General features: G+C 67.3%; 25 protein-coding genes. 11 read left to right on the forward strand and 14 right to left on the reverse strand.

What is annotated here, in order from left to right:
* Window positions 1–53: 53 nt before the first annotated feature.
* Together ACW5IY_RS18215 and ACW5IY_RS18220 are read right to left on the reverse strand one after the other, a co-directional pair.
* On the reverse strand, window positions 54–593 hold the full coding sequence (locus ACW5IY_RS18215) for a DUF924 family protein (RefSeq protein ID WP_006384394.1): 540 nt from the start codon (window positions 591–593) through the stop codon (window positions 54–56).
* A gap of 43 nt (window positions 594–636) precedes the next feature.
* Window positions 637–1,413, reverse strand: a complete 777-nt coding sequence (locus tag ACW5IY_RS18220) for an AMP nucleosidase (protein ID WP_005414446.1) — start codon at window positions 1,411–1,413, stop codon at window positions 637–639.
* Between the two features lie 152 nt (window positions 1,414–1,565).
* Between ACW5IY_RS18220 and ACW5IY_RS18225 the strand changes: the two genes are divergently transcribed.
* From ACW5IY_RS18225 to ACW5IY_RS18245, 5 genes are all read left to right on the forward strand, one after another.
* Entirely contained in the window at window positions 1,566–2,975 is a 1,410-nt protein-coding gene (locus ACW5IY_RS18225) for an amidohydrolase (protein WP_049435344.1), read from the forward strand.
* Window positions 2,975–4,258: an amidohydrolase family protein gene (locus ACW5IY_RS18230; protein WP_100049932.1), complete on the forward strand. Its 1,284-nt coding sequence runs from the start codon at window positions 2,975–2,977 to the stop codon at window positions 4,256–4,258. Before ACW5IY_RS18225 ends, ACW5IY_RS18230 begins: the two co-directional genes overlap by 1 nt.
* A gap of 20 nt (window positions 4,259–4,278) precedes the next feature.
* Window positions 4,279–4,911, forward strand: a complete 633-nt coding sequence (locus ACW5IY_RS18235; RefSeq protein ID WP_049435346.1) for a 2-hydroxychromene-2-carboxylate isomerase — start codon at window positions 4,279–4,281, stop codon at window positions 4,909–4,911.
* A gap of 95 nt (window positions 4,912–5,006) precedes the next feature.
* Complete coding sequence (locus ACW5IY_RS18240; protein ID WP_010480860.1) at window positions 5,007–5,948, forward strand: DegV family protein; 942 nt, start codon at window positions 5,007–5,009, stop codon at window positions 5,946–5,948.
* 77 nt (window positions 5,949–6,025) lie between these two features.
* Window positions 6,026–6,364 (forward strand): hypothetical protein, encoded by a 339-nt coding sequence (locus ACW5IY_RS18245; protein WP_006469105.1) that lies wholly within the window; start codon window positions 6,026–6,028, stop codon window positions 6,362–6,364.
* A gap of 107 nt (window positions 6,365–6,471) precedes the next feature.
* On the opposite strand, the gene ACW5IY_RS18250 is transcribed toward ACW5IY_RS18245, so the two are convergent.
* From ACW5IY_RS18250 to ACW5IY_RS18265, 4 genes are all read right to left on the reverse strand, one after another.
* Complete coding sequence (locus ACW5IY_RS18250; RefSeq protein ID WP_049435347.1) at window positions 6,472–7,884, reverse strand: efflux transporter outer membrane subunit; 1,413 nt, start codon at window positions 7,882–7,884, stop codon at window positions 6,472–6,474.
* Window positions 7,881–8,963, reverse strand: a complete 1,083-nt coding sequence (locus ACW5IY_RS18255; protein ID WP_049435348.1) for an HlyD family secretion protein — start codon at window positions 8,961–8,963, stop codon at window positions 7,881–7,883. The genes ACW5IY_RS18250 and ACW5IY_RS18255 overlap by 4 nt, the downstream gene beginning before the upstream one ends.
* 20 nt (window positions 8,964–8,983) lie before the next feature.
* Window positions 8,984–10,513, reverse strand: coding sequence for an MFS transporter (locus ACW5IY_RS18260; RefSeq protein ID WP_049435349.1), 1,530 nt, complete (start codon window positions 10,511–10,513; stop codon window positions 8,984–8,986).
* Between the two features lie 153 nt (window positions 10,514–10,666).
* On the reverse strand, window positions 10,667–11,584 hold the full coding sequence (locus tag ACW5IY_RS18265; protein ID WP_049435351.1) for a LysR family transcriptional regulator: 918 nt from the start codon (window positions 11,582–11,584) through the stop codon (window positions 10,667–10,669).
* Window positions 11,585–11,740: 156 nt separating this feature from the next.
* On the opposite strand from ACW5IY_RS18265, the gene ACW5IY_RS18270 reads away from it, so the two are divergent.
* Entirely contained in the window at window positions 11,741–12,187 is a 447-nt protein-coding gene (locus tag ACW5IY_RS18270) for a universal stress protein (RefSeq protein WP_043400104.1), read from the forward strand.
* Between the two features lie 5 nt (window positions 12,188–12,192).
* Complete coding sequence (locus ACW5IY_RS18275) at window positions 12,193–12,663, forward strand: hypothetical protein (protein ID WP_049435352.1); 471 nt, start codon at window positions 12,193–12,195, stop codon at window positions 12,661–12,663.
* Window positions 12,664–12,717: 54 nt separating this feature from the next.
* Here ACW5IY_RS18275 and ACW5IY_RS18280 read toward each other — a convergent pair whose 3' ends face one another.
* The 5 genes from ACW5IY_RS18280 to frmR all read right to left on the reverse strand — a co-directional run bounded on the left by ACW5IY_RS18280 (window position 12,718) and on the right by frmR (window position 17,023).
* Window positions 12,718–14,163, reverse strand: a complete 1,446-nt coding sequence (locus ACW5IY_RS18280; protein ID WP_049435353.1) for a GGDEF domain-containing protein — start codon at window positions 14,161–14,163, stop codon at window positions 12,718–12,720.
* 146 nt (window positions 14,164–14,309) lie between these two features.
* Window positions 14,310–15,140 (reverse strand): S-formylglutathione hydrolase, encoded by an 831-nt coding sequence (fghA, locus tag ACW5IY_RS18285; RefSeq protein ID WP_049435355.1) that lies wholly within the window; start codon window positions 15,138–15,140, stop codon window positions 14,310–14,312.
* 63 nt (window positions 15,141–15,203) lie between these two features.
* Entirely contained in the window at window positions 15,204–15,563 is a 360-nt protein-coding gene (locus ACW5IY_RS18290) for a YqcC family protein (protein ID WP_049435356.1), read from the reverse strand.
* 8 nt (window positions 15,564–15,571) lie between these two features.
* The gene (locus ACW5IY_RS18295; protein ID WP_049435358.1) at window positions 15,572–16,681 is read right to left on the reverse strand and encodes an S-(hydroxymethyl)glutathione dehydrogenase/class III alcohol dehydrogenase; all 1,110 of its coding nucleotides are present in this window, start codon (window positions 16,679–16,681) and stop codon (window positions 15,572–15,574) included.
* A 66-nt stretch (window positions 16,682–16,747) separates the two neighbouring features.
* Window positions 16,748–17,023 carry a formaldehyde-responsive transcriptional repressor FrmR gene (gene frmR, locus ACW5IY_RS18300; protein WP_005411009.1) on the reverse strand — a complete coding sequence of 92 codons (276 nt, stop codon included), beginning with the start codon at window positions 17,021–17,023 and terminating at the stop codon, window positions 16,748–16,750.
* 213 nt (window positions 17,024–17,236) lie between these two features.
* Between frmR and ACW5IY_RS18305 the strand changes: the two genes are divergently transcribed.
* Window positions 17,237–20,329, forward strand: coding sequence for a TonB-dependent receptor domain-containing protein (locus ACW5IY_RS18305; RefSeq protein ID WP_049435359.1), 3,093 nt, complete (start codon window positions 17,237–17,239; stop codon window positions 20,327–20,329).
* A gap of 47 nt (window positions 20,330–20,376) precedes the next feature.
* On the opposite strand, the gene ACW5IY_RS18310 is transcribed toward ACW5IY_RS18305, so the two are convergent.
* Entirely contained in the window at window positions 20,377–21,282 is a 906-nt protein-coding gene (locus ACW5IY_RS18310; protein WP_049435360.1) for a LysR family transcriptional regulator, read from the reverse strand.
* A gap of 128 nt (window positions 21,283–21,410) precedes the next feature.
* Here ACW5IY_RS18310 and ACW5IY_RS18315 point away from each other — a divergent pair, with 128 nt between their 5' ends.
* Window positions 21,411–22,514, forward strand: coding sequence for an alkene reductase (locus ACW5IY_RS18315; RefSeq protein ID WP_049435373.1), 1,104 nt, complete (start codon window positions 21,411–21,413; stop codon window positions 22,512–22,514).
* Between the two features lie 59 nt (window positions 22,515–22,573).
* Window positions 22,574–22,990: a VOC family protein gene (locus tag ACW5IY_RS18320; protein WP_049435361.1), complete on the forward strand. Its 417-nt coding sequence runs from the start codon at window positions 22,574–22,576 to the stop codon at window positions 22,988–22,990.
* 12 nt (window positions 22,991–23,002) lie between these two features.
* On the opposite strand, the gene ACW5IY_RS18325 is transcribed toward ACW5IY_RS18320, so the two are convergent.
* A complete protein-coding gene (locus ACW5IY_RS18325; RefSeq protein ID WP_049435362.1) occupies window positions 23,003–23,698 on the reverse strand; it encodes a DAPG hydrolase family protein in 696 nt (231 codons plus the stop codon).
* 75 nt (window positions 23,699–23,773) lie between these two features.
* On the opposite strand from ACW5IY_RS18325, the gene ACW5IY_RS18330 reads away from it, so the two are divergent.
* Window positions 23,774–24,436 carry a TetR/AcrR family transcriptional regulator gene (locus ACW5IY_RS18330; RefSeq protein WP_049435364.1) on the forward strand — a complete coding sequence of 221 codons (663 nt, stop codon included), beginning with the start codon at window positions 23,774–23,776 and terminating at the stop codon, window positions 24,434–24,436.
* 72 nt (window positions 24,437–24,508) lie between these two features.
* Here the strand turns inward: ACW5IY_RS18330 and ACW5IY_RS18335 are convergent, their stop codons facing one another.
* A complete protein-coding gene (locus tag ACW5IY_RS18335) occupies window positions 24,509–25,393 on the reverse strand; it encodes a LysR family transcriptional regulator (RefSeq protein ID WP_049435365.1) in 885 nt (294 codons plus the stop codon).
* Between the last annotated feature and the right edge of the window lie 20 nt (window positions 25,394–25,413).

Below are 25,413 nucleotides of genomic sequence, written 5' to 3' on the forward strand. Positions count from 1 at the left end.
GGGATTAAGTCGTTTGTGCCATAAACGACTTAATCCCCTCCGTCCCCTTTTTCTTAGCCGGCAAACCCACCTTCGGCCAGGTAATCCAGTTCTTCCGGCGTGGGGATGCGGCCCAGCACGGCATTGCGATGCGGGAAGCGCCCGAAGCGGCGGATGATGTCGCGGTGCAGTTCGGCGTACTGCAGGTATTCCTTGTCACCCAGCACGTCGAACATCGCTACCGAACGATCCTGGTCCAGCGGATCCTCGGAGTGCTCGAACGGCAGGTAGATGAAGGCGCGCAGCTTCGGCACCAGCTGCAGGTCCAGGCCTTCCTCGATGGCGCGCATGGCGTAATGCCGGGCCAGGCCATCGGTGGCGTAGGAATGGGCAGTGCCCCGGAAGCAGTTGCGCGGGAACTGGTCCAGCAGCAGCATCAGGGCCAGCGCCCCTTCGGCACTGCCCAGCCAATGCTCACGCCCGCGCGACGCGGCGGCGAAATGCTCATCCAGAAACAACTGGCGGAACTGCGCGTCGAACGCGTCGTCGCGGGCGAACCACTTCGCAGGGCCCGCCTCCTTCCAGAATTCCACCACTTGCGCGGCAACGTCCATTACCTACTCCCAGGCCCGGACGCCCCGCGCCCGGCCTTCATCATCATTCGTCGAAGCGCAGGTGGCGGACCGACTTGCCGTTGCGCCGGATAAGCTTAAGCGCCTCGATACCGATCTGGATATGGTTTTCCACGAACTGGGAGCTGACCTTGGCATCGGAGGCTTCGGTCTTGACCCCATCGGGGATCATCGGCTGGTCCGAGACCAGCAGCAGCGCGCCACTGGGGATGTGGTTGGCGAAGCCGGCGGCGAACACCGTGGCCGTTTCCATGTCGATGGCCATGCAGCGCATCGCCCGCAGCCGTTCCTTGAAGGCCTCGTCGTGTTCCCAGACCCGGCGGTTGGTGGTGTAGACCGTGCCGGTCCAGTAGTCGTGGCCGAGGTCGCGGATCATGGTCGAAACCGCACGCTGCAGCGCGAAGGCCGGCAGGGCCGGGACTTCCGGCGGCAGGTAATCGCCCGAGGTACCCTCGCCACGGATCGCAGCGATCGGCAGCACCAGGTCACCCAGCTGGTTCTTGCGCTTGAGGCCACCGCACTTGCCCAGGAACAGCACCGCCTTGGGCATCACCGCCGACAGCAGGTCCATGATGATCGCGGCATTGGGGCTGCCCATGCCGAAGTTGATCATGGTGATGCCATCAATGGTGGCACTGGCCATCGGCCGGTCCAGGCCGATGACCGGCGCGCCGGTCAGCTCGGAGAACGTATGCAGGTAGCCCCCGAAGTTGGTCAGCAGGATGTGCTGGCCGAACTGGTCCAAGGGCACGCCGGTATACCGGGGCAGCCAGTTGTCGACGATTTCCTGCTTGCTCTTCATGGGCGGTCCGGTACGGCGGGGGACCGGGTATTTTCAGCCACCCGGCCGGTGCCGTCGAGCTACCGTCGGCAGGCCTGTGAAGAAGGTCACTTGGCAAGCCCGCCGCCTCCGGGCTAGCGTCGGCGGTTGGACCAGGCTGCAAGGGGAACTGCATGGCATCGACGTTGTTGCGCGCCGGGGTGGCCCTGGCACTGCTTTCATTGAGTACGGCTCCGGCGGTGGGCGCCTCGCGCTTCGTCGCCGATCCCTACCCCAGCACGTACCAGGCCCATCCTGATGCGCCGGTGCTGATCCAGAACGCCACGGTGCTGACCGGTACGGGCCAGCGCCTGGACAACGCCGACGTGCTGCTGCGCGACGGCCGCGTCGTCGCCGTCGGCCGCCAGCTGCAGGCCGATGCCGGTGTCACCCGCATCGATGCGCAGGGCAAGTGGGTCACCCCCGGCCTGATCGACGTGCATTCGCATCTGGGTGTATACCCCAGCCCCGGCGTCGGCGCGCACAGCGACGGCAACGAGATGACCGCACCGGTCACCGCCAACGTCTGGGCCGAACACTCGGTGTGGCCGCAGGACCCAGGCTTCGCCACGGCACTGGCCGGCGGCGTGACCAGCATGCAGGTGCTGCCGGGCTCGGCCAACCTGGTGGGTGGCCGCGGCGTGACCCTGAAGAACGTCCCGGCCATCACCTACCAGGCGATGAAGTTCCCCGGCGCACCGTGGGGCCTGAAGATGGCCTGCGGCGAGAACCCCAAGCGGGTCTATGGCGAAGGCAAGGGCGTCACACCGGCCACGCGAATGGGCAACGTGGCCGGCTACCGTGCCGCCTTCATCGATGCCGCCGACTACATCGCCAAGAACACGCCCAAGCCGGCCAAGCGCAAGGGCTGGTTCGGCAGCGACAAGGGCGACAGCGCCGGGGATGCAGGCGGCAAGCGCGATCTCAAGCTGGACACGCTGGCCGGCGCCATCGAAGGCGACATCCGCGTGCACATCCACTGCTACCGCGCCGACGAGATGGCCACCATGCTCGATCTGGCCAAGGAATTCGGCTTCAAGGTGGCCGCTTTCCACCACGGCGTGGAGGCCTACAAGCTGGCCGACCGGCTGGCCGCCGACGGCGTCTGCGGCGCACTCTGGGCCGACTGGTGGGGCTTCAAGATGGAAGCCTTCGACGGCATTCCCGAGAACATCGCGCTGGTCGACCGGCCGAAGAACAGCTGTGCCATCGTCCATTCCGATTCACCCGAAGGCATCCAGCGCCTCAACCAGGAAGCGGCCAAGGTAATGGCGTCCGCGCGCCGCGCGCGCATGCCGGAGATCACGCCCGAGCACGCCATCACCTGGATGACCGCCAACGCCGCCAAGGCGCTGGGCATCGAGGGCCAGACCGGCACCCTGGAAGCCGGCAAGATGGCCGATGTGGTGGTGTGGAACGGCAACCCCTTCAGTTCGTACGCACTGGCTGAGCAGGTCTTCATTGATGGCCGCAGGCTGTACGACCGCAGTGCACCGGCAGCGACGCCGCGTTCCGATTTCCAGCTTGGCCAGGAGGTGCGCTGATGGTCGCGCTCAAGCAGTTGGTGCAGTCTGCCGCGAAGGGCAGCCGGGCATGGCTCGGTTCTACAGTCATGGCGTTGTCTTGCATCTGCGCATCCGCGCAGGCGCAGGACCTGCTGGTGCGCAACGCCACGGTGCATACCGCCAGTGCGCGCGGCAGCCTGCAGAACGCGGACGTGCTGGTGCAGGGCGGCATCATCCGCGCGGTGGGTAACGGCCTGTCAGCGCCTGCCGGCGCCACCGTGATCGAGGCCAATGGCCGCCCCCTGACGCCGGCGCTGTTCGGCGGTATCACCGAGACCGGCATCGAAGAGGTCTCGGGTGAATCAAGCACGGTGGACAGTTCGCTGAAGCTCGGCGAGCAGCCGTTGCGCCCGGAATTCGACGTCACCCTGGCCTACAACCCGGCCTCGGTGCTGATCCCGGTGACGCGGCTGGAGGGCTTTGGCTTCACCGCACTCGGCGCCGCCACCGGTGGCGGCTTCGTGGCCGGCCAGGGGGGCGTGATGCGGCTGGACGGCAGCGTCGACCCCATCGGTCCGCGCGCGCTGTTCCTGCGCCTGGGCTCGGCGGCATCGGAGCTGACCGGGCATTCGCGCGCCGCGCAATGGATGCTGCTGCAGCAGATGGTCGATGAAGCACGCGGACAGGTGGCAGCGGACTCGCCGCATGCGCTGCTGACCGCGGCCGGGCGCCGCACGCTCAGCCGCTATCTGGCCGGCCAGGGCCGCATCGTGGTGGAGGTCGATCGTGCCTCGGACATCCGCCAGCTGCTGCGCTGGGCCGCGCGCGAGAAGGTGAAGATCGCGATCGCCGGTGCCAGCGAAGCGTGGCAGGTCGCGCCGGAGCTGGCCGCCGCACAGGTGCCGGTGTTCGTCGACGTGCTGTCCAACCTGCCGGCCAGCTTCGACCAGATCGGCGCCACCCTGGAAAATGCCGCGCGCCTGCAACGCGCCGGCGTGCCGGTGTCGTTCGTGCAGCGCGGCGACGCCACCCACAACGCGCGCAAGATGCGCCAGCTGGCCGGCAACGCGGTGGCCAACGGTTTGCCGTGGGCCGATGGCCTGGCCGGGCTGACCCGGGTGCCTGCGCAGGCGTTCGGGGTGGCCGACCAGATCGGCAGCATCGAGCCTGGAAAGCGCGCCGACCTGGTGCTGTGGGAGGGCGACCCGCTGGACGTGGCGCACTATGCCGAGCAGGTCTGGCTGGGCGGCCGTGCGATGCCGATGCGCTCGCGCCAGACCGACCTGCGCGACCGCTACCTGCAGCGCAACGCACAGCCCTGACCGCACACGAGGACACACCGATGGCGACACTGCGCTGGTACTTCGACTTCGTTTCGCCCTACTCCTACCTGCACTGGCAGAAGCTGAAGCAGCTGCCGCAGTTCGCGCAGATCCAGACCGTGCCGATCGCCTTCGGTGCGGTGCTGCATCACCTGGGCAACCTCGGGCCGGCCGAGATTCCGGCCAAGCGCCGCTTCATCTACCGCCAGCTGCTGTGGACCGCACAGACCGAGGGCACACCACTGCGGTTCCCGCCCGGCCATCCGTTCAACCCGCTGTCCGCCCTGCGCCTGTGCCTGGCCGCCGGCGCCAGCGTGCAGGCCGTGGACGTGCTGTTCGACTGGATCTGGCGCGACGGCAACGCGGCCGACAGCGCCGAAGCCCTGCGCGAACCCGGCGCACGGCTGGGCATCGAGGATGTCGCATCCGCCATCGCCGACCCGGCGGTGAAGGAGCAGCTGCGGCGCAACACAGAGGCCGCGATCGCGGCCGGCGTGTTCGGGGTCCCCACCCTGGCCATCGGCGACGACCTGTTCTGGGGCAACGACGCGCACCCGCTGATGGCAGCGGTGCTGGCCGATCCGGGCCTGCTGCGGCAGCCCGAATGGCAGCGCTTGGCCAACCTGCCGGTGGCGGTGCAGCGCAGTCGCTGAACAGGGCGTGGCGCGTTTCCCTCGCGCGCCGCGCTGGGATTTGAGATAGATTTCACGTTTCCGAACCTACAACCGCCCTGGAGGGGGAGCCGCGGATGCGCATCGGAATCGTCGTCGACTCGGCCTGCGACCTGCCGCCGGACTTCATCGCCACACACAACATCGTGCTGCTGCCGATCACCGTACGGATCGGCGAAGCCGTGCTGGCCGATCACCGCGATGAGCAGGCCACGCTGAGCTTCCTGCACGCGCACGTGGCCGAGCACGGCGCGGAGGCGGAAACCATCCCCTTCAGCGTCAACCAGATCCGCGACCTGTTCCTGCAGCAGCTGGTGATCGACTACGACCACGTGTTCTGCATGACCATCACCAAGACCCGCAGCCCGATCCATGACAACGCGCTGCAGGCCAGCTTCGCCATCCTCAACGACTACAAGCCGGTGCGTCAGGCAGCAGGCTACAACTCGCCGTTCGCGCTGCGCGTGCTCGATACCCAGAACCTGTTCGCTGCCCAGGCGGTGACCGCGGTGGAAGCCGTGCGCCTGCGCGACAGCAATGCCAGCGTGCAGCAGATCCGTGAGCGGCTGGAGGAACTGGCCAGCAACGTGCACGGCTACATGGTCACCCGTGACCTGTACTACATGCGCGCGCGTGCGCGGCACAAAGGTGACCGCAGCGTTGGCCTGCTCAGCGCCGCGCTGGGCAGCGCACTGGACATCAAGCCGGTGCTGCATGGCTACCGCGGCGAGACCGGGCCGGTCGCCAAGATCAAAGGCTTCGACAACGCCGTGCAGAAGCTGTTCGCGGTGGTCGGCCAGCGCGTGCGTGCCGGGCTGATGACACCGACGGTGTGCGTCAGCTACGGCGGTGAGCTGGACGAGCTGCGCACCCTGCCCGGCTACGCCCAGTTGAAGGAGGTCTGCGCCACCCATGGCGTGGCCGTGTACGAATCGGTGATGAGCCTGACCGGCATGGTCAACGTCGGCAAGGGCGCGGTCACCGTGGGCTTCGCCGATGGGCCGCATCGGTTCGAGTGAGCGCCGGCCACGGCCGGATTCTGCACATCGATTCCACCGCGGTTGTGCCAGTCTTGCCGCACTTCAAGGAGAACTCCATGCCTGCGCAGTACCACATCAGCCTGCCCGATCCCTCCAAGGCCCGCGGCAACGATCCTGACCTGTCCTTCCATTCGCAGGGCGCCGCCGGTTTCGCCGAAGAGCTGCAGGACGCCCTGCGCAGCGGCACGCTGTTCGAGCGCTGGAAGGCCAAGCAGCCCGACCCGGATGCGGTGGAACCGCAGTGGGGCGTGACCGACCCGGATGCCACCGTGACCGGCGAGCAGAAGGACCTGCGCATCAACCTCGTCGCCACCACCCGCATCGACAGTGACGTGTTCAAGCAGCGCCTGCGCCTGCTGGCCGGCCACCATTGGGAATTGCGCGACGTGCGTTGAGGCCATGCTCTGGTAGTTGCCAACCTTGGTTGGCGCTTCTGAAAAAAGCTGCCAACCAAGGTTGGCAACTACCGAGGCGCCGGGCACGGCCCGGCGTTTCCATTTCCCTACCAGCCACCGCCCAGCGCGCGGTACAGCTCCACCCGCGCGATTGCCGCCGTAGCCTGGCTGTTGGCCAGTGCGGCCTGGTTGGCCAGTGCGATGCGCTGGGTGGTCAGCACGTCCAGCATGTCGACCACGCCGGCCTGGTACTGCCGGCGCGCCGCACCCAGCGCGGTCTCGCTTTCGTCCACCGCCACGTGCAGCTGCACGGTGCGCTGCTGTTCGGCGGCGTAGCCATCGATGGCGTCGTCCACTTCATGCCAGGCCTGCAGCACCGTGCGCTGGAACTGCAGCGACGACTGTTGCTGCTGCAGCTTGCTCAACGCGAGGTTGGCCTTCAGCCGGCCGCCCTGGAAGATCGGCAGGCTGATCGACGGCCCGATGCTGAAACGGTGTGCGTTCCAGCCATCCAGATCATCCAGCTGCTTGGCCTGGAAGCCAGCGTCGCCATTCAAGGTGATACGCGGCAGGAAACTGGCTTTGGCCACGCCGATGCCGGCCGTTGCGGCATGCAACGCCGCTTCGGCACGGCGGATGTCCGGGCGACGCTCGGCCAGTTCGCTGGGCAGCCCCACCGCCACGGCCGGCAGTGCAGGCCAGTCACGGCATGCATTCTGCAGCTGCGTATCCAGTGCCTGCGGAGGCTGCGCCAGCAGGAACGCCAGTGCATTGCGCAGCTGCGATTCACGATGCCGCAGCGGCGCGATGCGTGCCTGCAGCGATGCTACCTGCGCTGACGCGCTGGACACCTGCAGCGTGCTGGCCACGCCCTGGCGTTGGCGTGCTTCGGTCAGGCGCTTGATGTCGTGGGCGATGCTGAGGTTGTCCTCGGTGATCGCCAGCAGCTGCCGCGTCGCGCGCAGCTGCAGGTAATCACGCGCGGTTTCCGCCAGCAGCGCGATGCGCACTGCATGTGCATCCTCCTCGGCCATCCGCACGCGTGCATCGGCGGCTTCCACCTGGCGGCGCACGCGCCCCCACAGATCCAGTTCCCAGCTCAGGCCGATGCCGGCCTGGAACAGCCCATAGTCATCACGACCGCCGTTGCCGGACGGATCGTTCAAGCCCACCTCGCTGTTGCGTGCGCGTGCGCCGCTGGCGGTTGCGCTGACGCTGGGCAGACGGTCGGCGGCGCTGATGCCTCGCGCGGCGCGGCTCTGCTGCACGCGGTTGGCCGCCAGCTGCAGATCCAGGTTGGCCTCCAGCACCTGGCTGGCCAGCTGGCCCAGCAACGGGTCGTCGAAACCAGCCCACCAGGCGGCGTCCTGATCGATGGCATTGCCGGCGACGGCCTCGCCCTGCCAGTGACTGGGCAGTTCCGCCTGTGGGCGTACGAAGTCCGGGCCCATCGTGCAGGCAGCCAGGGCCGTGCACAGGCTGGCCGCAACGAAGGTGCGGAACAAGGTGACTGCGCTCATGCACCCTCCCCGGCCGCATGGCCCGGACTGTGCTGCACGCTCTGCGCGCGTGCCCGGCTGCCCAGGTCGACACTGGCTTCCACCGACATGCCGGCACGCAGCTGGTCCAGCAGCGGCTGACCCGGCTCCAGCACGATCTTCACCGGAATGCGCTGCACCACCTTGGTGAAGTTGCCGGTGGCATTTTCCGGTGCGACAGCGGCGAAGGTGACGCCGGTGGCCGGCGCGATGCTGTCGATGTGCCCGCGCAGCGGCTTGCCCGGGAACACGTCCACCTTCAGTTCGACCTGCTGGCCGGCCTGCATGCGGGTCATCTGTGTTTCCTGGAAGTTGGCGACCACGAAGGCACGCTTCAGCGGCACCACTGCGGCCACCGGGGTGCCCGGGGTCAGGTAGGCACCTACGCGCACTGCACGACGACCGACCATGCCGTCGATCGGTGCACGCAGCACGGTGTGCGACAGATCCAGCTCGGCGCGGGCCTGCGCCGCTTCAGCACGTTGCACCGCGGCCTGCGCGGCCTGCACACCGGCGGTCAGGATGTCGGTGCGCTGGCGCGCGGTCGACAGCGCCGCCTGGCCCTGCTGCAGGTGGGCACTGGCCACGGCCTGCTTCGACTGCGCCTGCTGCGCGTTCTGCACGGTTCCGGCGCCGTCACGGGCCAGTTCGCGGTAGCGCTGCTGGTCGGCACTGGCCAGGGTCAGTTCGGAACGGCTGACATCGACACTGGCCTTGGCCTGCTCGATCAGCGAATCCTGCTGGGCCAGTGCGGCCTGCGCGTTGGCGAGCTGTGCCCGGGCATTGGCAAGGTCGGCACGGGCCGCCTGCAGGGCGACCTGGTAGTCACGGTCGTCGATGCGGGCCAGCACGTCGCCGGCCTTCACCGACTGGTTGTCTTCTACTTCCACGGCACTGACGAAGCCGGGAATCTTCGGCGCCACCAGAGTGTAGTCAGCCACCACGTACGCATTGTTGGTGCTCTGGTGGCCGCCATCGCGCAGCAGCAGCCAGGCGCCGATGGCGAGGGCCAGTACGCCCAGGCCCAGGCCGGTGTGGAGAGTGGTTCGATTGATCGTCATGAGGGGTTCCTGCGAAAGGTTCAGGCCACGGCACGTGGCGGGTGGATGCGGGTGGGCATCCAGGCAATGAGGGGAATGAAGGCCAGCGCCACCAGCGCGACCACCCAGTACAGGTCGGCCGAGGTCAGCGCCTGCACCTGTGCATGCAGGCGCGCGCCGAGCTGCGGGCCATCGGCCAGCCACGGTTGCTCGCCCAGGCGGTCGACCAGCACGGTGGAATGGAAATGACGGCGGCCCTGGGCGACGGCATCCAGTACGCCGCTGGCAAGCACCGCGGCAAAACCCTTGACCGTGTTGAACCACGCCGAGGCGAAGGGGCCGTCCTGCGGCGCAAGGCCGCCGGTGGCCAGCATCAGCAGCGGCAGCACTGCCATGGGTTGTGCGAACACCTGCAGCAGCTGCACCCACAGGAAGTTGTCACGGATCCAGGCCACGTCCAGGTGCGAGCCCAGCCAGCAGGCCAGGGCCAGCATCGCCAGGCCGGCGGCCTGCACCCAGCGGCAATCCACCGCGCGGATGTTCAACAGGGCCGCCACCAGCGGCAGCGCGATCACCTGCGGCAGTGCCACCCACAGCAGCATCGGTGCCGTCTGCAGCGGCCGGTAGCCCTGCGCGCTGGCCAGGAAGCCGGACGGGATGGAGATCACCGCCAGCAGCACGAACAGCACGCCGCCCAGCGTCACCAGCGAGTAGCTGAGATTGCGGTTGGCCAGCAGTTGCAGCTTGAAGAACGGCAAGGGGTGGAACCATTCATTGATCATGAACAGCACCATCAGGCCGGCACCGCCTCCGATCATCAACGTGATCATCGGCGAGTCGAACCAGTTCAGGCGCGGGCCCTGCACCAGGCCCAGTACCAGCAGCACCAGCGCTGGCAGGCCGAGCAGCAGGCCGACCGTATCGAACTGGGCGAAGCGTTCCAGCCGCAGCGGGTCCTGTGGCAGGCCCCAGCTGACCATCGCCATGGCGGCCAGGCAGTACGGCACGATCTGCCAGAACGCCCAGTGCCAGCCCACCTGCTCGACCCAGAACGCGGCCAGCGGCGTGCCCATGCTCGGGCCGAACGTCGCCGTCAGCGCGTAGCCGGCCAGGCCGTACAGCTTGATGCCCGGCGGCAGGAAGCGCAGCGCCACGCTCATCAGCAACGGCGGCAGTGCACCACCGCACAGGCCCTGCAATGCACGCAGCAGCAGGAACACTTGCAGGTTCGGGGCGAGCGGGCACAGCACGCCCAGCACCATGAAGCCACCGATCATCGCCAGCGCGAAACGACGCAGCGAGAAGGTGGCGGCACACCACGGCGCGAAGGCCATCGCACTGACCGACATCGCGCTGTAGAGGGCGACGATCCAGCTGCCGTCATCGACGCTGAAACCCATCGCGCCACGGATGTCGGCCAATGCGACCTTGGTGATGTTCTCGTTGAAGCCCGACACCAGTACCGCCAGCAGCACGCCACACAGGCCGACCAGGACGCGGCGGTCGAGCCCGGGGGCGGCGGCAGGACGGGGCGCTGCGGCGGCCGGGACAGCGGCGGCCGGCTTACTCATCGCCGGGCACCGATCCGTGCAGTGCACGGCATGTTGGGGGTCATTGGAATGCGCTCAGTGAAACTCCGGGGAGCGCAGTCTAGGGAGCCGGTACCCTGCGAAAAATGGCGCGACCCGCATCCCAGGCGTGCACCAGGCGCACGCATGCAGATGTCAGCGCGAGGCCTCCCCTGCGCTTTCGCACATGGTCTTGATCGAGCGCCGCAACCACTGGTGCGCGGCGTCGTTGTCCAGGCGCGGATGCCAGGCTTGCACGATGGCCGCGGTCCGCACCGGAATCGGCAGCGGGAACAGGCGCAACGGCAGGCGCATGTTGACGATCCGCTCCAGCATCACGCTTGGCATCTGCGGCAGGATCAGGTCTGATTCGGCCGCCGCGAAGATCGCACCGTGGAAAGTCGGGCTGATCAGCGCCACGCGGCGCTGCAGGCCGAGCGTGGCCAGGTCATCATCGATCGGCCCACGTGGCAGGCCACGGCGCGACACCGCGATGTGGTCGCACGCGGCAAAGCGCTCGGCACTGATCTCCTCGTCGAACAGTGGATGGTCTTCGCGCGCGGCGCCCATGAACGAGGTACTGAACAGGTTCTGCACCTTGGTGTCGGGCGCGTGCTTGCCGGCGGTGCTGATGTACAGGTCGATCCGGCCCTGCGCCATCGCATCGTCGTCGGTATCGCCCTCGGGCACGAAGCGCAGCACCGCGCGCGGCGCCTGCTGGCGGAACAGTTCACGCAGGCGTCCGCCGAATCCACCGATGAAGACATCATTGGCGCGGACATTGAAGGTGCGCTCCAGGGTGCGCAGGTCGATCTCGCGACCGGCATTGAAGACGCGGTGGGCCTGCTCGATCACGTCGCGGACCTGCTCACGCAGCTGCAGGGCGCGCGGCGTGGGCGCCAGCCCGCGGCCGGCACGCACCAGCACCGGGTCGCCCAGGGCGGTGCGGATCCGGCCCAGGGTACGGCTCATCGCCGGCGCGCTCAGGTTCATCCGCCGCGCGGCGGCGGCCACGCTGCATTCGTCGATCAGCACGTCCAGTGCCAGCAACAGGTTCAGGTCCGGCAGGGGCATGACAGTCTCCAGTGAAGCATTCTCCAGTAAGCCGGATGACTCTACGGCACTCCTGGCCTCCATGGATTGCGTCTGGTGCATTCATTGACTGCCGCGCACGGCATGGGTGCGCGCGATGACATCGGCGACCATCCCCGGCCTGCAAAGGAGACATCCATGTTCAATACCCTGCTGGTCGCCCTGGACGGTGGCCCCCAGCACGCGCGCGTGCTGGACCTGGCCGCGGCCATTGCCGGCCCCCGCAGCCGCCTGCACCTGCTGTGCGTGCTCGACCCCGAATTCGCGCTGGCGGCCGATGCCAGCGAAGCCGACCGCATCGAGTATCCGGAAGCCGCCCGCCAGCGCTCCCGCGCCGAGGCGGTGCTGGCCGAAGCCCTGGCCGAACTGCGCGAGCGCGGCGTCGATGCCATCGCGCAGATCCCCTCCGGCGACCCCGGCGAAGTCATCAGCGACCAGGCCAGGCGCCTGAAGTGCGACCTGATCGTGATCGGCCACCGCCACCTGTCCCGGCTGGAGCGCCTGTTCGAACCCTCGATCGGGCAATGGACCATCGATCACGCCCCCTGCCCCGTGCTGGTGGAAACCCGCGACCCACAACCCTAGCTGCCATGGCCTCCCGTTCCCCGTTGTTTCCCACCCGGGTCAGCTACCGTGCCTTCGGCCGCCAGTTCGGTCGTGGCGAGCAGGCGCTGCTGGCGGCGATACGCCAGCTGCGTGACCCCGATCTTGTAGCCGATGGACTCGCACAGCTGAGCGGCCTCGGCCTTGATCCTGAAGGCTGCGACGCGTTCATCAACCTGCTGCCGCTGCTGGCCGCGCCGGCGGCACCGATCGACCTGTTGCCCGCCGGCTCTCCGTTCATTGCCGCCAGCGAACTGGACCTGCTGGTCTGCCTGCTGCGCATCGCCCAGTGGCGGCATGCACGGCCCCGCGAAGACGACTCGCTGGCACCGCTGCGGCGGCAGCTGGCACGCTGTGCTGTCGCCGTGCAGGCAGCGAAGCTGCCGTTGCGGCAGCGATCATTGTCACCTGTCGGACTGAGGCTGCTCGACCCCACCGGCTGGCTGCGGCGACGATGACCGTTCGGCACCACAGGTGCGCGATGCTGCATCAGGGCTGATCACGCGTCGCCCTCAGCAATCCATCCTGCCGTGCGCACTGCCTTCGTCGTCGAGCACGTGCGCATGCAGGATCACCTGGTTGCGGCCGGCACGCTTGGCCGCATACAGCCCCGCATCGGCGTCTGCCAGCAGCTGGTCGGCGCTGGCCAGGGCCGGCGGATGCAGGTAGCCCACACCGATACTGATGCTGACCGACCCTTCCGGCAGTGGCAGTGCTTCCACCGCCTCGCGCAGGCGTTCGGCCAGCGCCAGTACGCCCGACAGCGGGCTTCCCGGCACGATCACTGCGAATTCCTCGCCGCCATAGCGCGCAACACTGTCGCCGGCGCGGCCGGCGCTGGCCTTCAGGATCGCCGCCACGGCCTGCAGGCAGCGATCCCCGGCAGGATGACCGTGCCGGTCGTTGAAGACCTTGAAATGGTCGATGTCCAGCAACAGAAGGCCCAGTTCGCTGCCACTCCGCCGCGCGCGGTTCCATTCGGCCAACAGCAGTGCATCGAACTCGCGCCGGTTGGCCACGCCAGTGAGGCCATCCTGCCGTGCCAGCTGGTCCAGCGATGCCTGCCGCTCCATCAGGTCCACCTGCAGCAGGATGCTGCGCACGCCGAAGCCCAGCGTAGCCACCACGAAGCCGGTGACCGCCAACGGTCGCGCGTGGTCGACCACCAGGGTACCGACCACCAGCAGCAGCAATGGCAGGATCATCGGCCCCGCCGCCTGCACCGTTCTGGCCAGCCTCGGGTGCAACACGAACGTCGGCGCCGGCGCCCGGCTCAGCGCCAGCAGTGCCAGCAGCAGGAACGGCAGGTCGATCAGCAGGTCGTTGTAGGCACCGAACGACTGCTCCTCGGTGTAGTGGTTGATGTAGTACGCCACCAGCAGGTAGACGACGGCGTACATCGCCAGCGCACGGAAGAAGTTGCGCCGCTCAGGAACGTCGCCGACCAGCCAGCGCACCACGGCGAACGCCGCAATGCACAGGTTCTGGATATCGAACATGCGCTGCATGTTGGCCATCGCGTGGTCATCAACATCGATGCGGGCGGCAAACGATTGCGCGTGCACGAAGAACAGCACACCCAGCAGTGCGGCCATGGCCGCGTCGATCAGGCTGATGCTGAGCCGTTCGCGGCGTGCACGGGCCAGGATGAACACCAGCGGCACACCGTAAAGCACATACAGGAACAGACTGACCTGCGGCGTGACATCGGCACGGCCAGCACCCAGCGCATCGACCATGTTGAAGGCCATGCCTCCGCCCCACAGCAGCAGGGCCAGTGCGGTGGCACGCCAACCCAGCGCGGCGCCATCGCGGCGGGCCCGCCACAGGCAGGCGGCGGCGGCCAGCAGGGGGGCGCCGGTCAGGAACACGAAGGAACCCGCACCGGCTGGACCCGGCCACATGGCCAGGACCAGGCCATGGCACAGCACATACAGCAGCGCCAGCACTACCGGCATGCATCCCCCGATCGGCAAAGCCGTATGGGTGCACCATAGCCCCGCCCGCGCCACGGCCACGTAAAAAAGGGACGGAGGGGATTAAGTCGTTTGCGGCACAGCGGCAAATGCGACTTAATCCCCTCCGTCCCCTTTTCCGGGGGCCGTCAGCCGTGCAGGGCGCGGGCGTGGTGGGCGATGTGCTCGCCGATGAAACTGGCGATGAAGTAGTAGCTGTGGTCGTAGCCCGGCTGCAGGCGCAGGGTCAGCGGATGGCCGGCGGCATCGCAGGCCTGCTGCAGGCGCTGCGGCTGCAGCTGGGTCTGCAGGAATTCGTCCGCCTCGCCCTGGTCGACCAGCAACGGCAGGCGCTCACGGGCCACGGCGACCAGCTCGCTGGCATCCCATTGCGCCCAGTCCGCCGGGTTGTCGCCCAGGTAGGCGTGGAAGGCCTTCTGCCCCCACGGCACGTGGCTGGGTGCAACGATCGGCGAGAACGCCGACACGCTGCGGTAGCGCCCCGGGTTGCGCAGCGCGATCACCAGCGCACCGTGACCGCCCATCGAGTGGCCGCTGATGCCACGCGCATCGGTGACCGGGAAATTCGCCTCGATCAGTGCCGGCAGCTCCTGTGCCACATAGTCGTGCATGCGGTAGTGCTTCGCCCACGGCGCACGGGTGGCATTGAGGTAGAACCCCGCCCCCTTGCCCAGGTCATAGCCCTCGGCATCGGCCACGTCATCGCCGCGCGGGCTGGTATCAGGCGCAACGATGATCACACCGTGCTCGGCCGCATAGCGCTGCGCGCCGGCCTTGGTGATGACGTTCTGCTCGGTGCAGGTCAGGCCGCTCAACCAGTACAGCACCGGCAGCGCCTGCGCTTCCGCCTGTGGCGGCAGGTACACGGCGAACTGCATGTCGCAGCCCAACGTGGCCGAGTGGTGGCGGTAGACGTCCTGCCAGCCGCCGAAACAGGCGCGGTGTTCAATGCGTTCCATGGTGCTCTCCTGCGCGGCGCGCCAGCGCACGCGTGCTTCTGGTAGATGCCGACCTTGGTCGGCTTATCCACGCGCGGCGTGGATGCCTTTGTTGATCAGTTCATCCAGCTGCGCCAACAGGCGCAGCAATGGTTCGACGCCAGGCTGCCCATCAAGATTGCGAGAGGCCGCCACCGCCACATCGCTGCGCGGCGGCCACTGCCCGGCCGCGCGCGCCTCGTAGAGGCGCGGCAGGAATACCTGCGCAAGCCACTGCTCGAACGGCATGCCATCGTCGCTGCCGAAGGCCGAGGTCACCGCACGCGCTGGCCCCACCTCGCCCACTACCCAGCCCAGCGCACGCAACGCCTGCTCGATCGGGGCCACCAGGGCCGCGCGCGGGTCTTCCGCACGCGGCCGACGCAGGGCATCCAGCCAGCCCATGACGCGGCTCAGTAGTGGACCACCGAACGGATCGACTTGCCTTCGTGCATCAGGTCGAAGGCTTCGTTGATCTTGTCCAGGTCCATGGTGTGGGTGACGAACGGGGCCAGTTCGATATCGCCCTTCATCGCGTCTTCCACCATGCCCGGCAGCTGGCTGCGGCCCTTCACGCCACCAAACGCGGTACCCATCCACTTGCGGCCGGTCACCAGCTGGAACGGACGGGTGGAGATCTCCTGGCCCGAACCAGCCACGCCGATCACCACGCTCTGGCCCCAGCCACGGTGCGCGCATTCCAGCGCCGCGCGCATCACGTTGACGTTGCCGATGCACTCGAAACTGTGGTCCACGCCCCAGGTGGTCATCTCGACGATGACCTGCTGGATCGGCTTGTCGTAGTCCTTTGGGTTGATGCAGTCGGTGGCGCCGAATTCGCGCGCCAGCTCGAACTTGGACGGGTTGGTGTCCACCGCGATGATGCGGCCGGCCTTGGCCTGGCGCGCACCCTGGATCACCGCCAGGCCGATGCCGCCGAGGCCGAACACCGCCACGCTGTCGCCTTCCTGCACCTTGGCGGTGTTGTGCACCGCGCCGATGCCGGTGGTGACACCGCAGCCGAGCAGGCAGACGTGTTCCGGGTTGGCGTCCGGGTTGATCTTCGCCAGCGACACCTCGGCCACCACGGTGTACTCGCTGAAGGTCGAGCAGCCCATGTAGTGGTACAGCGGCTCGCCGTTGTAGCTGAAGCGGCTGGTGCCGTCGGGCATCACGCCCTTGCCCTGGGTGGCGCGCACCGACACGCACAGGTTGGTCTTGCCGCTCTTGCAGAACAGGCATTCGCCGCACTCGGCGGTGTACAGCGGAATCACGTGGTCGCCGGGCTTGACGCTGGTCACGCCCTCGCCCACGTCCACCACGATGCCGGCGCCTTCATGGCCCAGCACCACCGGGAACAGGCCTTCCGGGTCATCGCCGGACAGGGTGAACGCATCGGTGTGGCAGACACCGGTGTGGGTGATCTTGACCAGCACTTCGCCGGCCTTCGGCGGGGCGACGTCGATCTCGACGATCTGCAGCGGCTGGCCGGGACCAAAGGCGACGGCGGCACGGGACTTCATGGTGGCTTCTCCAGGATCAGGCGGGAATGGGATGGCAGGACGATCGGCGCGATGTGGCGCCGATGCTTATTTCAGGTACGAGCGGATCAACGCGCTCATGTCGCGCACGCGTTCGGCGCGTTGTTCGTCGGAGGCTGCAGGTTGCCCGAACTCCTCGCGCAGATGGGCCTCCATCACTTCGGACATCAGGCCGTTGACCGCGCCACGGATGGCCGCGATCTGCTGCAGCACCGGCCCGCAGTCGGCACCGGCTTCCAGCGCGCGGTCCAGCGCATCGCACTGGCCGCGGATGCGGCGCACGCGGGCCAGGACTTTCTTCTTCTCTTCGGGGGAGTGCGGCATGGCGGGGCCACCTCGGAACTATACTGGGGGATAGTATACACAGGCGAACGAAGGAAGCCAGATCGTGCTGCCGGCGCGTGCGCTATCGACAGATCAGCCCCAAAACATGAATGAACAGTGAATAGATTCATTTGTTACTTTTTCATGACCTAGGGTGTCGTATTCGCCCCTGCGTTTACCCCTGAGTCACATTGGCGTGACCAGGGAGAGATCATGTACCGACCGTTGTTCGCCCGCAGTCGCTTGTCTGTCGCGTTGGGTTCGGCATTGGTGCTGGTGGCCGCCGCACCGGCCATGGCGCAGCAGGCCGCCACGCAGGAACAGGAGGCCGAGCCCGCCAGCAGCAAGACCCCCGTGCAGCTGGACCGGATGACCGTCACCGGCTCGCGCATCTACCGCGCCGGCTTCGACACGCTGGAGCCCGCTGCGGTGGTCAGCCGTGAATCGATCGAGAACTATGGCGACACCAACCTCATCGACGCGGTGACCCGGATTCCCGGGGTCAGTGCCGGCGTCAGTTCGCGCGGCGACCAGGCCGGTTTCGGCGCGGGCGTCAACTTCGCCAGCAAGTTCGGCCTGGGCAGCAATCGCCTGCTGACCCTGGTCAATGGACGCCGCTTCGTGACCTCTACACCGCCCACCATCTTCGGTGCCGGCGGCGGCTCGGGCATCCAGGTCGACATGAACGCCATTCCCAGCGTCATGGTGCAACGCATTGAAAGCCTGAGCGTTGGCGGTGCCCCCACCTATGGCTCGGATGCGATCTCCGGCGTCAACAACATCATCCTGCGCGACAAGTTCGATGGCGCCGAAGTCGAACTGGGCTATGGCAGAACCAGCAAGAACGACAACGAGCGCTACTCCTGGTCGGCCATCTTTGGTACCGGATTCGCCGATGGGCGTGGCCACATCGTGGTGGCCGCGGAACTGGACAATGCCGACGGCGTGAACGCGCTGCAACGTGATTTCTACCGCCAGGGCTACAGCCTGCAGGCCAACCCCACTGCAGCCAATGCTGGCAACTTCCAGCCCCTGCGCCGGCCAACCAATGATGGCCGCATCGACGGCAGCATTCCCTTCAATACCGGACCGGCCGACGGCATCCCCGACCAGGTCTGGATCCGCAACCGGCGCATCGCCAGCATGACCTTCGGTGGCCTGGTGATGCCGGCGACCGGCAGCTACACGCGCAACGGCTTGGGCGACATCCTTGGCTTCGGCCCGAACAAAGACAAACTGTGGCAGTTCAACAACGAGGGCAAGCTGGTCGAGTTCAATCCCGGTACCAGCTATGCGGGCGGCAACGCCTCCGGCGGTGACGGCCTGAACCTGTTCGAGACGGTGCCGCTGATCGCCGACCTCGAACGGCGCTCGGTGTTCTCCACCGGCAGCTTCGACTTCACCGACAACGTGCGCGGCTTCTTCGAGCTATCGCGATACGAAGCGACCGCCCGCGAAACCCTGGACCAGAACGTCTACAACGCCGTGTCCTTCGGCAATGCACGCCTGGATGGCGGCGGTACCGCCAGCGGTGCGCTGACCTTCAGCGCCAGCAATCCGTTCCTGAGTGCGGAAACGCGCAAGATCCTCGCCGACAACGGCATCACCTCGTTCCGCCTGTCGCGCTCTTCGCGCGACCTGTCGATGAACAACGCCAGCACCGAGACCCGCCTGACCCGCGCGGTGCTCGGGCTGAACGGCTTCTTCGAGGTTGGAAAGCGCAGCTTCAACTGGGAAGCCAGCGTCACCCATGGCCGCGGTGACTTCGACTACCTCGGCACCGGCCTGATCCAGCAGAACTTCATCAATGCGATCAACGTCACAACCGACGCCAGCGGGCGCATCATCTGTGATGCCACCCGCCCGGGCACCACGGCCGATGCGAACTGCCGCCCGCTGAATCTGTTCGGCGAGAACCAGGCGTCGCGCGAAGCCCTGGACTACGTCTCCACCCGGACCGTGGCCAAGGCGCAGACCCGCCAGACCGTCATCAACGCGTCGGTATCCGGCGGCCTGTTCGATCTTCCCGGCGGCGAGCTGTCCGCCGCGGCCGGCTTCGAACACCGCCGCGAAGAAGGCTCCTTCACCCCCAGCGAGTACCAGCGCCTGGGCCAGGGTCGTTCGGTGCCGACCCAGGCGGCGGAAGGCAAATACCACACCAATGAAGTGTTCGCCGAAGTGCTGGCACCGCTGTTCAATCCCGACTGGGACATCCCGGGCCTGCATCGCCTGGACCTGACCGCCAAGTTCCGCCGCGTCGACAATTCCGTCGCCGGCGCGTTCAATGCGTTCACCTACGGCATCCAGTACGAACCGATCGCCGGCCTGCAGCTGCGCGGCAACAAGACCCAGTCACTGCGTGCGCCCTCCATCGCCGAGCTCTACACCACCCAGCAGCCGGCCTACTACAACATCCCGGAAGTGTGCTCGCTGGACAACATCAGCGGCGGCTCCAATCCGGCGGTGCGTCGCCGCAACTGCCAGGCGTTCTTCGCCGCCTACCCGGGCGCCGATCCGAACACCTTCCGCCAGCAGCCGACCAATACGCTGGGCTCGACCAACGGCAGCACCCGCCTGCAGAACGAAACGGCGAAGTCGTGGACGGCCGGCATCGTGTTCGCGCCGGAGTGGATCCCGGGCCTGCGCGTCGCCGCCGACTGGTATGACATCAAGATCAACAACGTGATCACGTCGCTGAGCGCCAACGACATCATCACCGGTTGCTTCGACACTGCCGACTTCAACGCCGCCAACGTGCCCAACGCCAACCGCTTCTGCGGCCTGGTGACGCGTGATCCGAACACCGGCGTGGCTACCAGCATCAAGACCGAGTATGGCAACGGCCCGGTGCTGATGTTCCGCGGCTGGACCGCCGAAGTCGGCTACCGTTGGGACCTGTCGCGCTTCGGCGTGCTGGACCTGGACTTCTACGGCTACATGCCGAAGAACCGTGGCCAGGCCGCGAACCGGGACGTGCCGTTCGTCGAACAGGCGGGCAGCTTCAACGAGCCCAAGCGCCAGTTCCGCTGGACCGCCCAGCATCGCATCGGCAACTGGAACTACGGCGTGGCCTCCAACTACACCAGCCGCGCCCAGTACACGATGACCGATACCCCGGAAAGCCGTCAGTACTTCTACCGCGACAGCTGGACCACCTGGGACGCCAACGTCACCTATCGCATCACCGATGCCGCACGCGTGACGCTGTCGGTAATCAACGTGGGCGACGACATCGGTCCGTTCCCCTATGTATTGGATGCACTGGGCCGTCGCTACATGGCCAGCCTGCGCTACAACTTCAAGTAGGCCAGCCACAGCGGTTTCACAGGCGGGGCCCGCTGTACGGGCCCCGCTCAATCAAACAGACCTTGTTCCCCCAACCGCGTCAGCTCTTCCACCACATAGCGCACCTTGGGCCGCAGGTGGCGCGTCGGTGGCCACAGCGCATGGATGTCGATGTGCCGTTGCATGTGCGCGTCCAGCACCAGTTGCAACGCGCCGGAATCCAGATGGCGGCGCACCAGTGAAATGGGCATCTGGCAGATGCCAAGGCCAGCGATGGCCGCTTCGATCACCGCATCGCCATCATTGAGTTGATAGGGCGCACCGGGAATGAATGTTCCCTCGTCCTGCTCGCTGCCGATCCGCCACCAGACCGGCTGGCCATGACGGAAGCCGACGATGCTGCGGTGCTGCGCCAGTTCCTCGACTGCGCGCGGCACGCCGTGTGCCTGCAGGTATTCCGGCGATGCGCAGGTGACCAGCCGCTGGCGCCCCAGCCGCCGCGCCACCAGATGCTCTGCCTGGTGCAGCCCACCGAAACGGATCAGCAGGTCGATGCCTTCCTCGACCGGATCGACGAAGTGATCGGTGAAGGTCATCGTCAACTGCAGGTCCGGGTACTGCCGGCACAACCGCAGCAGCACCGGCAACACCACCAGCCGCCCGAACGAGGACGGCATGTCGATGCGCAGCCGCCCGCTGGGCAGGCCGGCCGAACCCAGGCAGGCCTCGGCCGCGGAGATCTCTTCCAGCGCCGCCGCACAGGAGGCGTAGTACGCCTCGCCATCGGTGGTCAGCGCGATGCGCCGCGTGGTGCGATGGAACAGGCGCACACCCAGCCGTGTTTCCAGCCGCGCGATGGCCTTGCCCACTGCTGAGCGCGAGATGCCCAGTGCATCGGCAGCTTCGGTGAAGCTGCCCGAGCGTGCGGTGGTGACAAAGGTCACCAGGCCATTCAAGGATTCCAGCGGCAGCATCGTTCGCACTCCATTGGGGACAAATAGTCCCGCACCAAGGGAGATCGAAGCGCTTTATGCGCCTGCATGTCAACTCCATCCTGTGGGCATCGCGCCGCTGGCGCCTCCCCCGCACCGAGATGACTGATATGACCGCCGCCCTCTTCCGCCCGTTCGACCTGTCAGGAACCGCCCTGCGCAACCGCATCGCGATGGCCCCGATGACCCGCGCCCGCAACCCCGGCGTCGTGGCCAACGAACTGACCGCGCAGTATTACCGGCAGCGTGCCAGCGCCGGCCTGATCATCAGCGAAGGCACCCCGGTCTCGCCGCAGGGCCAGGGCTACATCGACGTGCCCGGCATCTGGTCGGCCGAACAGGTGGCCGGCTGGAAGCTCGTCACCGAGGCGGTGCACGCCGCCCAGGGCAGGATCTTCGCCCAGCTCTGGCATGTCGGCCGCATGTCGCACAGCTCGCTGCAGCCCGATGGTGGGCGACCGGTCAGCGCCGGCACGCGCCCGGTGGCCAGCGCACCGAAGAACACCTCGTTCGTGTATCTGGCCGATGGCAGCCGCGGCCATGCCGATCCCACCCCGGCACGTGCACTGGAGACCGCGGAGATCCCCGGCATCGTCGACGACTTCGTGCGCGGGGCGGACAACGCCATTGCGGCCGGCTTCGACGGCATCGAACTGCATGCCGCCAACGGTTACCTGTTCGAGCAGTTCCTCAACCCGCTCATCAACCAGCGCGAAGACCGCTACGGTGGCTCGCTGCCCAATCGTGCGCGGTTGATCCTGGACACCGTCGATGCAATGGCGCAGCGTATCGGTGCGCATCGCATCGGCGTGCGCCTGGCACCGAACAATCTCACCTTCGACATGCCGTTCTACCCCGACAACGAAGCCACCTATCTGTACCTGGCCGAGGAACTGGGCAAGCGCGGCCTGGCCTATGTGCATCTCAACGACAACCAGCAGGCGGGCCAGTCGGTGCTGGGCGAGGCGTTCCTGCAGCAGTTCAAGCAGGCCTACGGTAGCACCGTGATCCTGGCCGGTGGCATGACCCGCGAACGCGCCCTGCAGCTGATCGACGCCGGCACCATCGACCTGGCCGCGTTCGGCCAGCCGTTCATCGCCAACCCGGATCTGGTCGAGCGCCTGCAGCACAACGTCGCGCTGGCCACGCCGGACCGCAACACCTATTACGGTGGCGGCGAGGCAGGCTACCTCGATTACCCGCGCGCACAATAGAGCCACGCCACGCGTGGATGCGGGCGTACACTGCCCGCCCGCATCCACCGGATCTGCCCATGGATACGCCCACCGCGTCGTTCATCGTCAACCTCGATGTCCCCGATCTCGCCGCTGCCGAAGACTTCTACATCCGAGCCTTCGGCCTGCGCATCAGCCGCCGTCTCGGCCCGGGCGCGGTGGAACTGCTCGGTGGGCCAGCGCCGCTGTACCTGCTGCAGAACGAGACCGGCAGCGCCGCCACCGAAGACGGCGAGGTGCGCGACTACGAGCGCCATTGGACGCCGCTGCACCTGGATTGGGTGGTGGATGACATCGAAGCCGCACTGGCGCGTGCGGTTGCAGCAGGGGCGACACTCGAGCAGTCCGTGCGCGAGCGTCGCTGGGGCCGCATCGCCGTGCTGGCCGACCCGTTCGGCCACGGCTTCTGCCTGATCCAGTTCAGTGCTGAAGGCTACGACGCGCTGGTCGAATGACCGTTGCGCCATTCACCACGGCAACGGCACCGCCTCGCCGTTGGCGCGCTCGCCGTAGTACAGCGACGGCAGCAGCCGCGACAGGAAACTGAACTCGGTGTAGCAGTGCTTGAGCAGGCCCAGGCCGACCGCATCGCCGGCCTCGCGGTGCGGATCGGCGCTGTCCAGGCCCAGCACGAAGCGGCTGCGCAGCACACAGCCAAACGGCGTATCGCGTGCCACGTGCAGCATCTGCCCGTCGCAAGGATCACCGTTTGCATCCAGGCGCACGTGGTCGCCGAAGCCGATGCGCGCGGCAATCACCGCCGATACATCGCCGGCATCCTGTGCCGCCTGCAGGCGCTCTGGCACCAACAACGTGCGCGGATCATGGAACTTCAGGCGCGCCGCCACCGGCGGAATGTCAGCCAGCGATTCCACGGCATGAATGCTGGCACCGTGGTAGCTGCGTCCGCGCTGCCACGCCGGGTCCCAGCCGCGATGCTCGACATGATCAACCGGATGCCACCAGCGGATGTGCTGGGTGGTCTCGAAGAAGGTGAACCACCAGTCCAGCATGCGGCCCTTGCAGCCGTGCAGATCGGTACGCACCGCCACCAGCAGGGTGCCGTCTTCGCGGCGCTGGATGCCGGTTTCCAGGCGCATCGGCGCCGGGACCAGCAGATCGTGGTGGTCCAGCCAGGCGTGGGCGTTTACAGCGGTATCCATCGGGGTCTCCTATGGGTTGGGAGACCCGACAATACGGAAACGTATAGCGTTTCGCAATTAACCAAATGCGGTAAGATGGGGGCAATGAACAGCACCACCCTGCCCGAGCCCACAACGCCGACCCGCCGCCGCGGCCGCCCTGCGCGCCCGGAAGCCGAAGTCCGCCACGCCGTGCTGCAGGCCACGCTGGAGCTGCTGCTGGCGCAGGGTTACGAGGCCACCACCATCGAAGCGGTGGCAGCACATGCCGGGGTGGCGAAGAAGACCGTGTACCGCCACGCCAGCAACCGCGAGGAGCTGGTCGGATTGGCGGTGCGCGAGTGGACCGACGGCTTCGCGCCACAGTTGCAGCGCGATGCGCGCAATGCCGACGAGGTGCTGCCGTTGCTGGAGAACATCCTCCACGCGGTGTGCGCACAGGCGCTGTCGGCGCAGGCGGTGCAGGTGTTCCGCCTGCTGGCCACCGATTTCCCCGGCAAGGACGCACTGCTGCAGGCCTACCTGGACAACGGCATCGAACGTGGCCGTGCGCTGCTGGCCGACTGGCTGGCGCGGCAGCAGCAGCGTGGCCTGCTGCGTGAGGGGGATCCTGTTCGCATGGCGCGATTGCTGCTGGCGATGGCCGTGGCCGAGCCGCTGCGCGAGCGTGTGATCGGCGTGGTGGCCGACGATGCACCGGTGGAGATGCACCTGCGTGATTGCCTGGCGTTGTTGGGGCCGGTGTTGCGGGGGCCGTAGCGTTGCCCATCCGCGCATGGACGACAGCGGTGGGTGCCGACCGTTGGTCGGCACCGCATCCTCCATCACAGCTCACTCGCGCAGCATGTCCACGAACGCGCGCAGCGCACCGGGCATCTGCCGCTGTTTCGGGTAGTACAGCGCGAAGCCGGCGAACGGTTCGCTCCAGTCTTCCAGCACCGCCACCATCTGCCCCGAATCAATGTAAGGCCTTGCCGTGTCTTCCAGCACGTAGGCCAGGCCGATGCCATCGAGTACCGCGCCGACCACGGTGCCCTGCTCGCCCAGCGTCAGCCTTCCCGGCACATCGATCTCCAGCGCCTGCCCACCGCGCTCGAACTGCCACTTGTATAGATGCCCGCTGGCGAAGCGGAAGCGGATGCATTCGTGTGCCGCCAGGTCCCGCGGATGCTGTGGTGCCGGGTGTCGCCGCAGGTAGTCCGGCGAGCCGACAATCAGCCCGCGCAGCGGTGGCCCCATCGGCACCGCCACCATGTCCTCGGGCACGAACTCGTGCAGGCGCACGCCGGCGTCATAGCCCTCGGCGACGATGTCGACCAGGCCATCGTTCTCGGTCAGCTCCACCCGCACATCCGGATGAGCGCGCAGGAAGCGCGCCAGCCGCGGCCCCAGCTGGGTCGACACCGCCGCGCGGGTGGCGTTGATGCGCAGCAGGCCGGCCGGGGCGGCGCGGAACTGGTTCATCTCTTCCAGCGCGTCATGCACCTGGCCCAGCGCCGGCTGCAGGCGCTCCAGCAGGCGCTGCCCGGCCTCGGTCAGGGCCACGCTGCGGGTGGTGCGATGGAACAGGCCCACCCCCAACCGTTCTTCCAGCGCGCGGATCGCATAGCTCACCGCCGAGGTCGACAGCGCCAGCTCGGCACCGGCACGGCGGAAGCTGCGGTGACGAGCGACCGCAGCGAACGCGGCCAGGTGAGTGAGGTTGTCAGTGGCCATGATTGTGCAGTTCCACTTGA

Source organism: Stenotrophomonas sp. C-A, from assembly GCF_054030835.1.

What these genes read in the sequence shown, in the direction of transcription:
- ACW5IY_RS18215 (WP_006384394.1), bottom strand. Translation starts at nt 593, where the DNA reads ATGGACGTTGCCGCGCAAGTGGTGGAATTCTGGAAGGAGGCGGGCCCT.
- ACW5IY_RS18220 (WP_005414446.1), bottom strand. Translation starts at nt 1,413, where the DNA reads ATGAAGAGCAAGCAGGAAATCGTCGACAACTGGCTGCCCCGGTATACC.
- ACW5IY_RS18225 (WP_049435344.1), top strand. Translation starts at nt 1,566, where the DNA reads ATGGCATCGACGTTGTTGCGCGCCGGGGTGGCCCTGGCACTGCTTTCA.
- ACW5IY_RS18230 (WP_100049932.1), top strand. Translation starts at nt 2,975, where the DNA reads ATGGTCGCGCTCAAGCAGTTGGTGCAGTCTGCCGCGAAGGGCAGCCGG.
- ACW5IY_RS18235 (WP_049435346.1), top strand. Translation starts at nt 4,279, where the DNA reads ATGGCGACACTGCGCTGGTACTTCGACTTCGTTTCGCCCTACTCCTAC.
- ACW5IY_RS18240 (WP_010480860.1), top strand. Translation starts at nt 5,007, where the DNA reads ATGCGCATCGGAATCGTCGTCGACTCGGCCTGCGACCTGCCGCCGGAC.
- ACW5IY_RS18245 (WP_006469105.1), top strand. Translation starts at nt 6,026, where the DNA reads ATGCCTGCGCAGTACCACATCAGCCTGCCCGATCCCTCCAAGGCCCGC.
- ACW5IY_RS18250 (WP_049435347.1), bottom strand. Translation starts at nt 7,884, where the DNA reads ATGAGCGCAGTCACCTTGTTCCGCACCTTCGTTGCGGCCAGCCTGTGC.
- ACW5IY_RS18255 (WP_049435348.1), bottom strand. Translation starts at nt 8,963, where the DNA reads ATGACGATCAATCGAACCACTCTCCACACCGGCCTGGGCCTGGGCGTA.
- ACW5IY_RS18260 (WP_049435349.1), bottom strand. Translation starts at nt 10,513, where the DNA reads ATGAGTAAGCCGGCCGCCGCTGTCCCGGCCGCCGCAGCGCCCCGTCCT.
- ACW5IY_RS18265 (WP_049435351.1), bottom strand. Translation starts at nt 11,584, where the DNA reads ATGCCCCTGCCGGACCTGAACCTGTTGCTGGCACTGGACGTGCTGATC.
- ACW5IY_RS18270 (WP_043400104.1), top strand. Translation starts at nt 11,741, where the DNA reads ATGTTCAATACCCTGCTGGTCGCCCTGGACGGTGGCCCCCAGCACGCG.
- ACW5IY_RS18275 (WP_049435352.1), top strand. Translation starts at nt 12,193, where the DNA reads ATGGCCTCCCGTTCCCCGTTGTTTCCCACCCGGGTCAGCTACCGTGCC.
- ACW5IY_RS18280 (WP_049435353.1), bottom strand. Translation starts at nt 14,163, where the DNA reads ATGCCGGTAGTGCTGGCGCTGCTGTATGTGCTGTGCCATGGCCTGGTC.
- fghA (WP_049435355.1), bottom strand. Translation starts at nt 15,140, where the DNA reads ATGGAACGCATTGAACACCGCGCCTGTTTCGGCGGCTGGCAGGACGTC.
- ACW5IY_RS18290 (WP_049435356.1), bottom strand. Translation starts at nt 15,563, where the DNA reads ATGGGCTGGCTGGATGCCCTGCGTCGGCCGCGTGCGGAAGACCCGCGC.
- ACW5IY_RS18295 (WP_049435358.1), bottom strand. Translation starts at nt 16,681, where the DNA reads ATGAAGTCCCGTGCCGCCGTCGCCTTTGGTCCCGGCCAGCCGCTGCAG.
- frmR (WP_005411009.1), bottom strand. Translation starts at nt 17,023, where the DNA reads ATGCCGCACTCCCCCGAAGAGAAGAAGAAAGTCCTGGCCCGCGTGCGC.
- ACW5IY_RS18305 (WP_049435359.1), top strand. Translation starts at nt 17,237, where the DNA reads ATGTACCGACCGTTGTTCGCCCGCAGTCGCTTGTCTGTCGCGTTGGGT.
- ACW5IY_RS18310 (WP_049435360.1), bottom strand. Translation starts at nt 21,282, where the DNA reads ATGCTGCCGCTGGAATCCTTGAATGGCCTGGTGACCTTTGTCACCACC.
- ACW5IY_RS18315 (WP_049435373.1), top strand. Translation starts at nt 21,411, where the DNA reads ATGACCGCCGCCCTCTTCCGCCCGTTCGACCTGTCAGGAACCGCCCTG.
- ACW5IY_RS18320 (WP_049435361.1), top strand. Translation starts at nt 22,574, where the DNA reads ATGGATACGCCCACCGCGTCGTTCATCGTCAACCTCGATGTCCCCGAT.
- ACW5IY_RS18325 (WP_049435362.1), bottom strand. Translation starts at nt 23,698, where the DNA reads ATGGATACCGCTGTAAACGCCCACGCCTGGCTGGACCACCACGATCTG.
- ACW5IY_RS18330 (WP_049435364.1), top strand. Translation starts at nt 23,774, where the DNA reads ATGGGGGCAATGAACAGCACCACCCTGCCCGAGCCCACAACGCCGACC.
- ACW5IY_RS18335 (WP_049435365.1), bottom strand. Translation starts at nt 25,393, where the DNA reads ATGGCCACTGACAACCTCACTCACCTGGCCGCGTTCGCTGCGGTCGCT.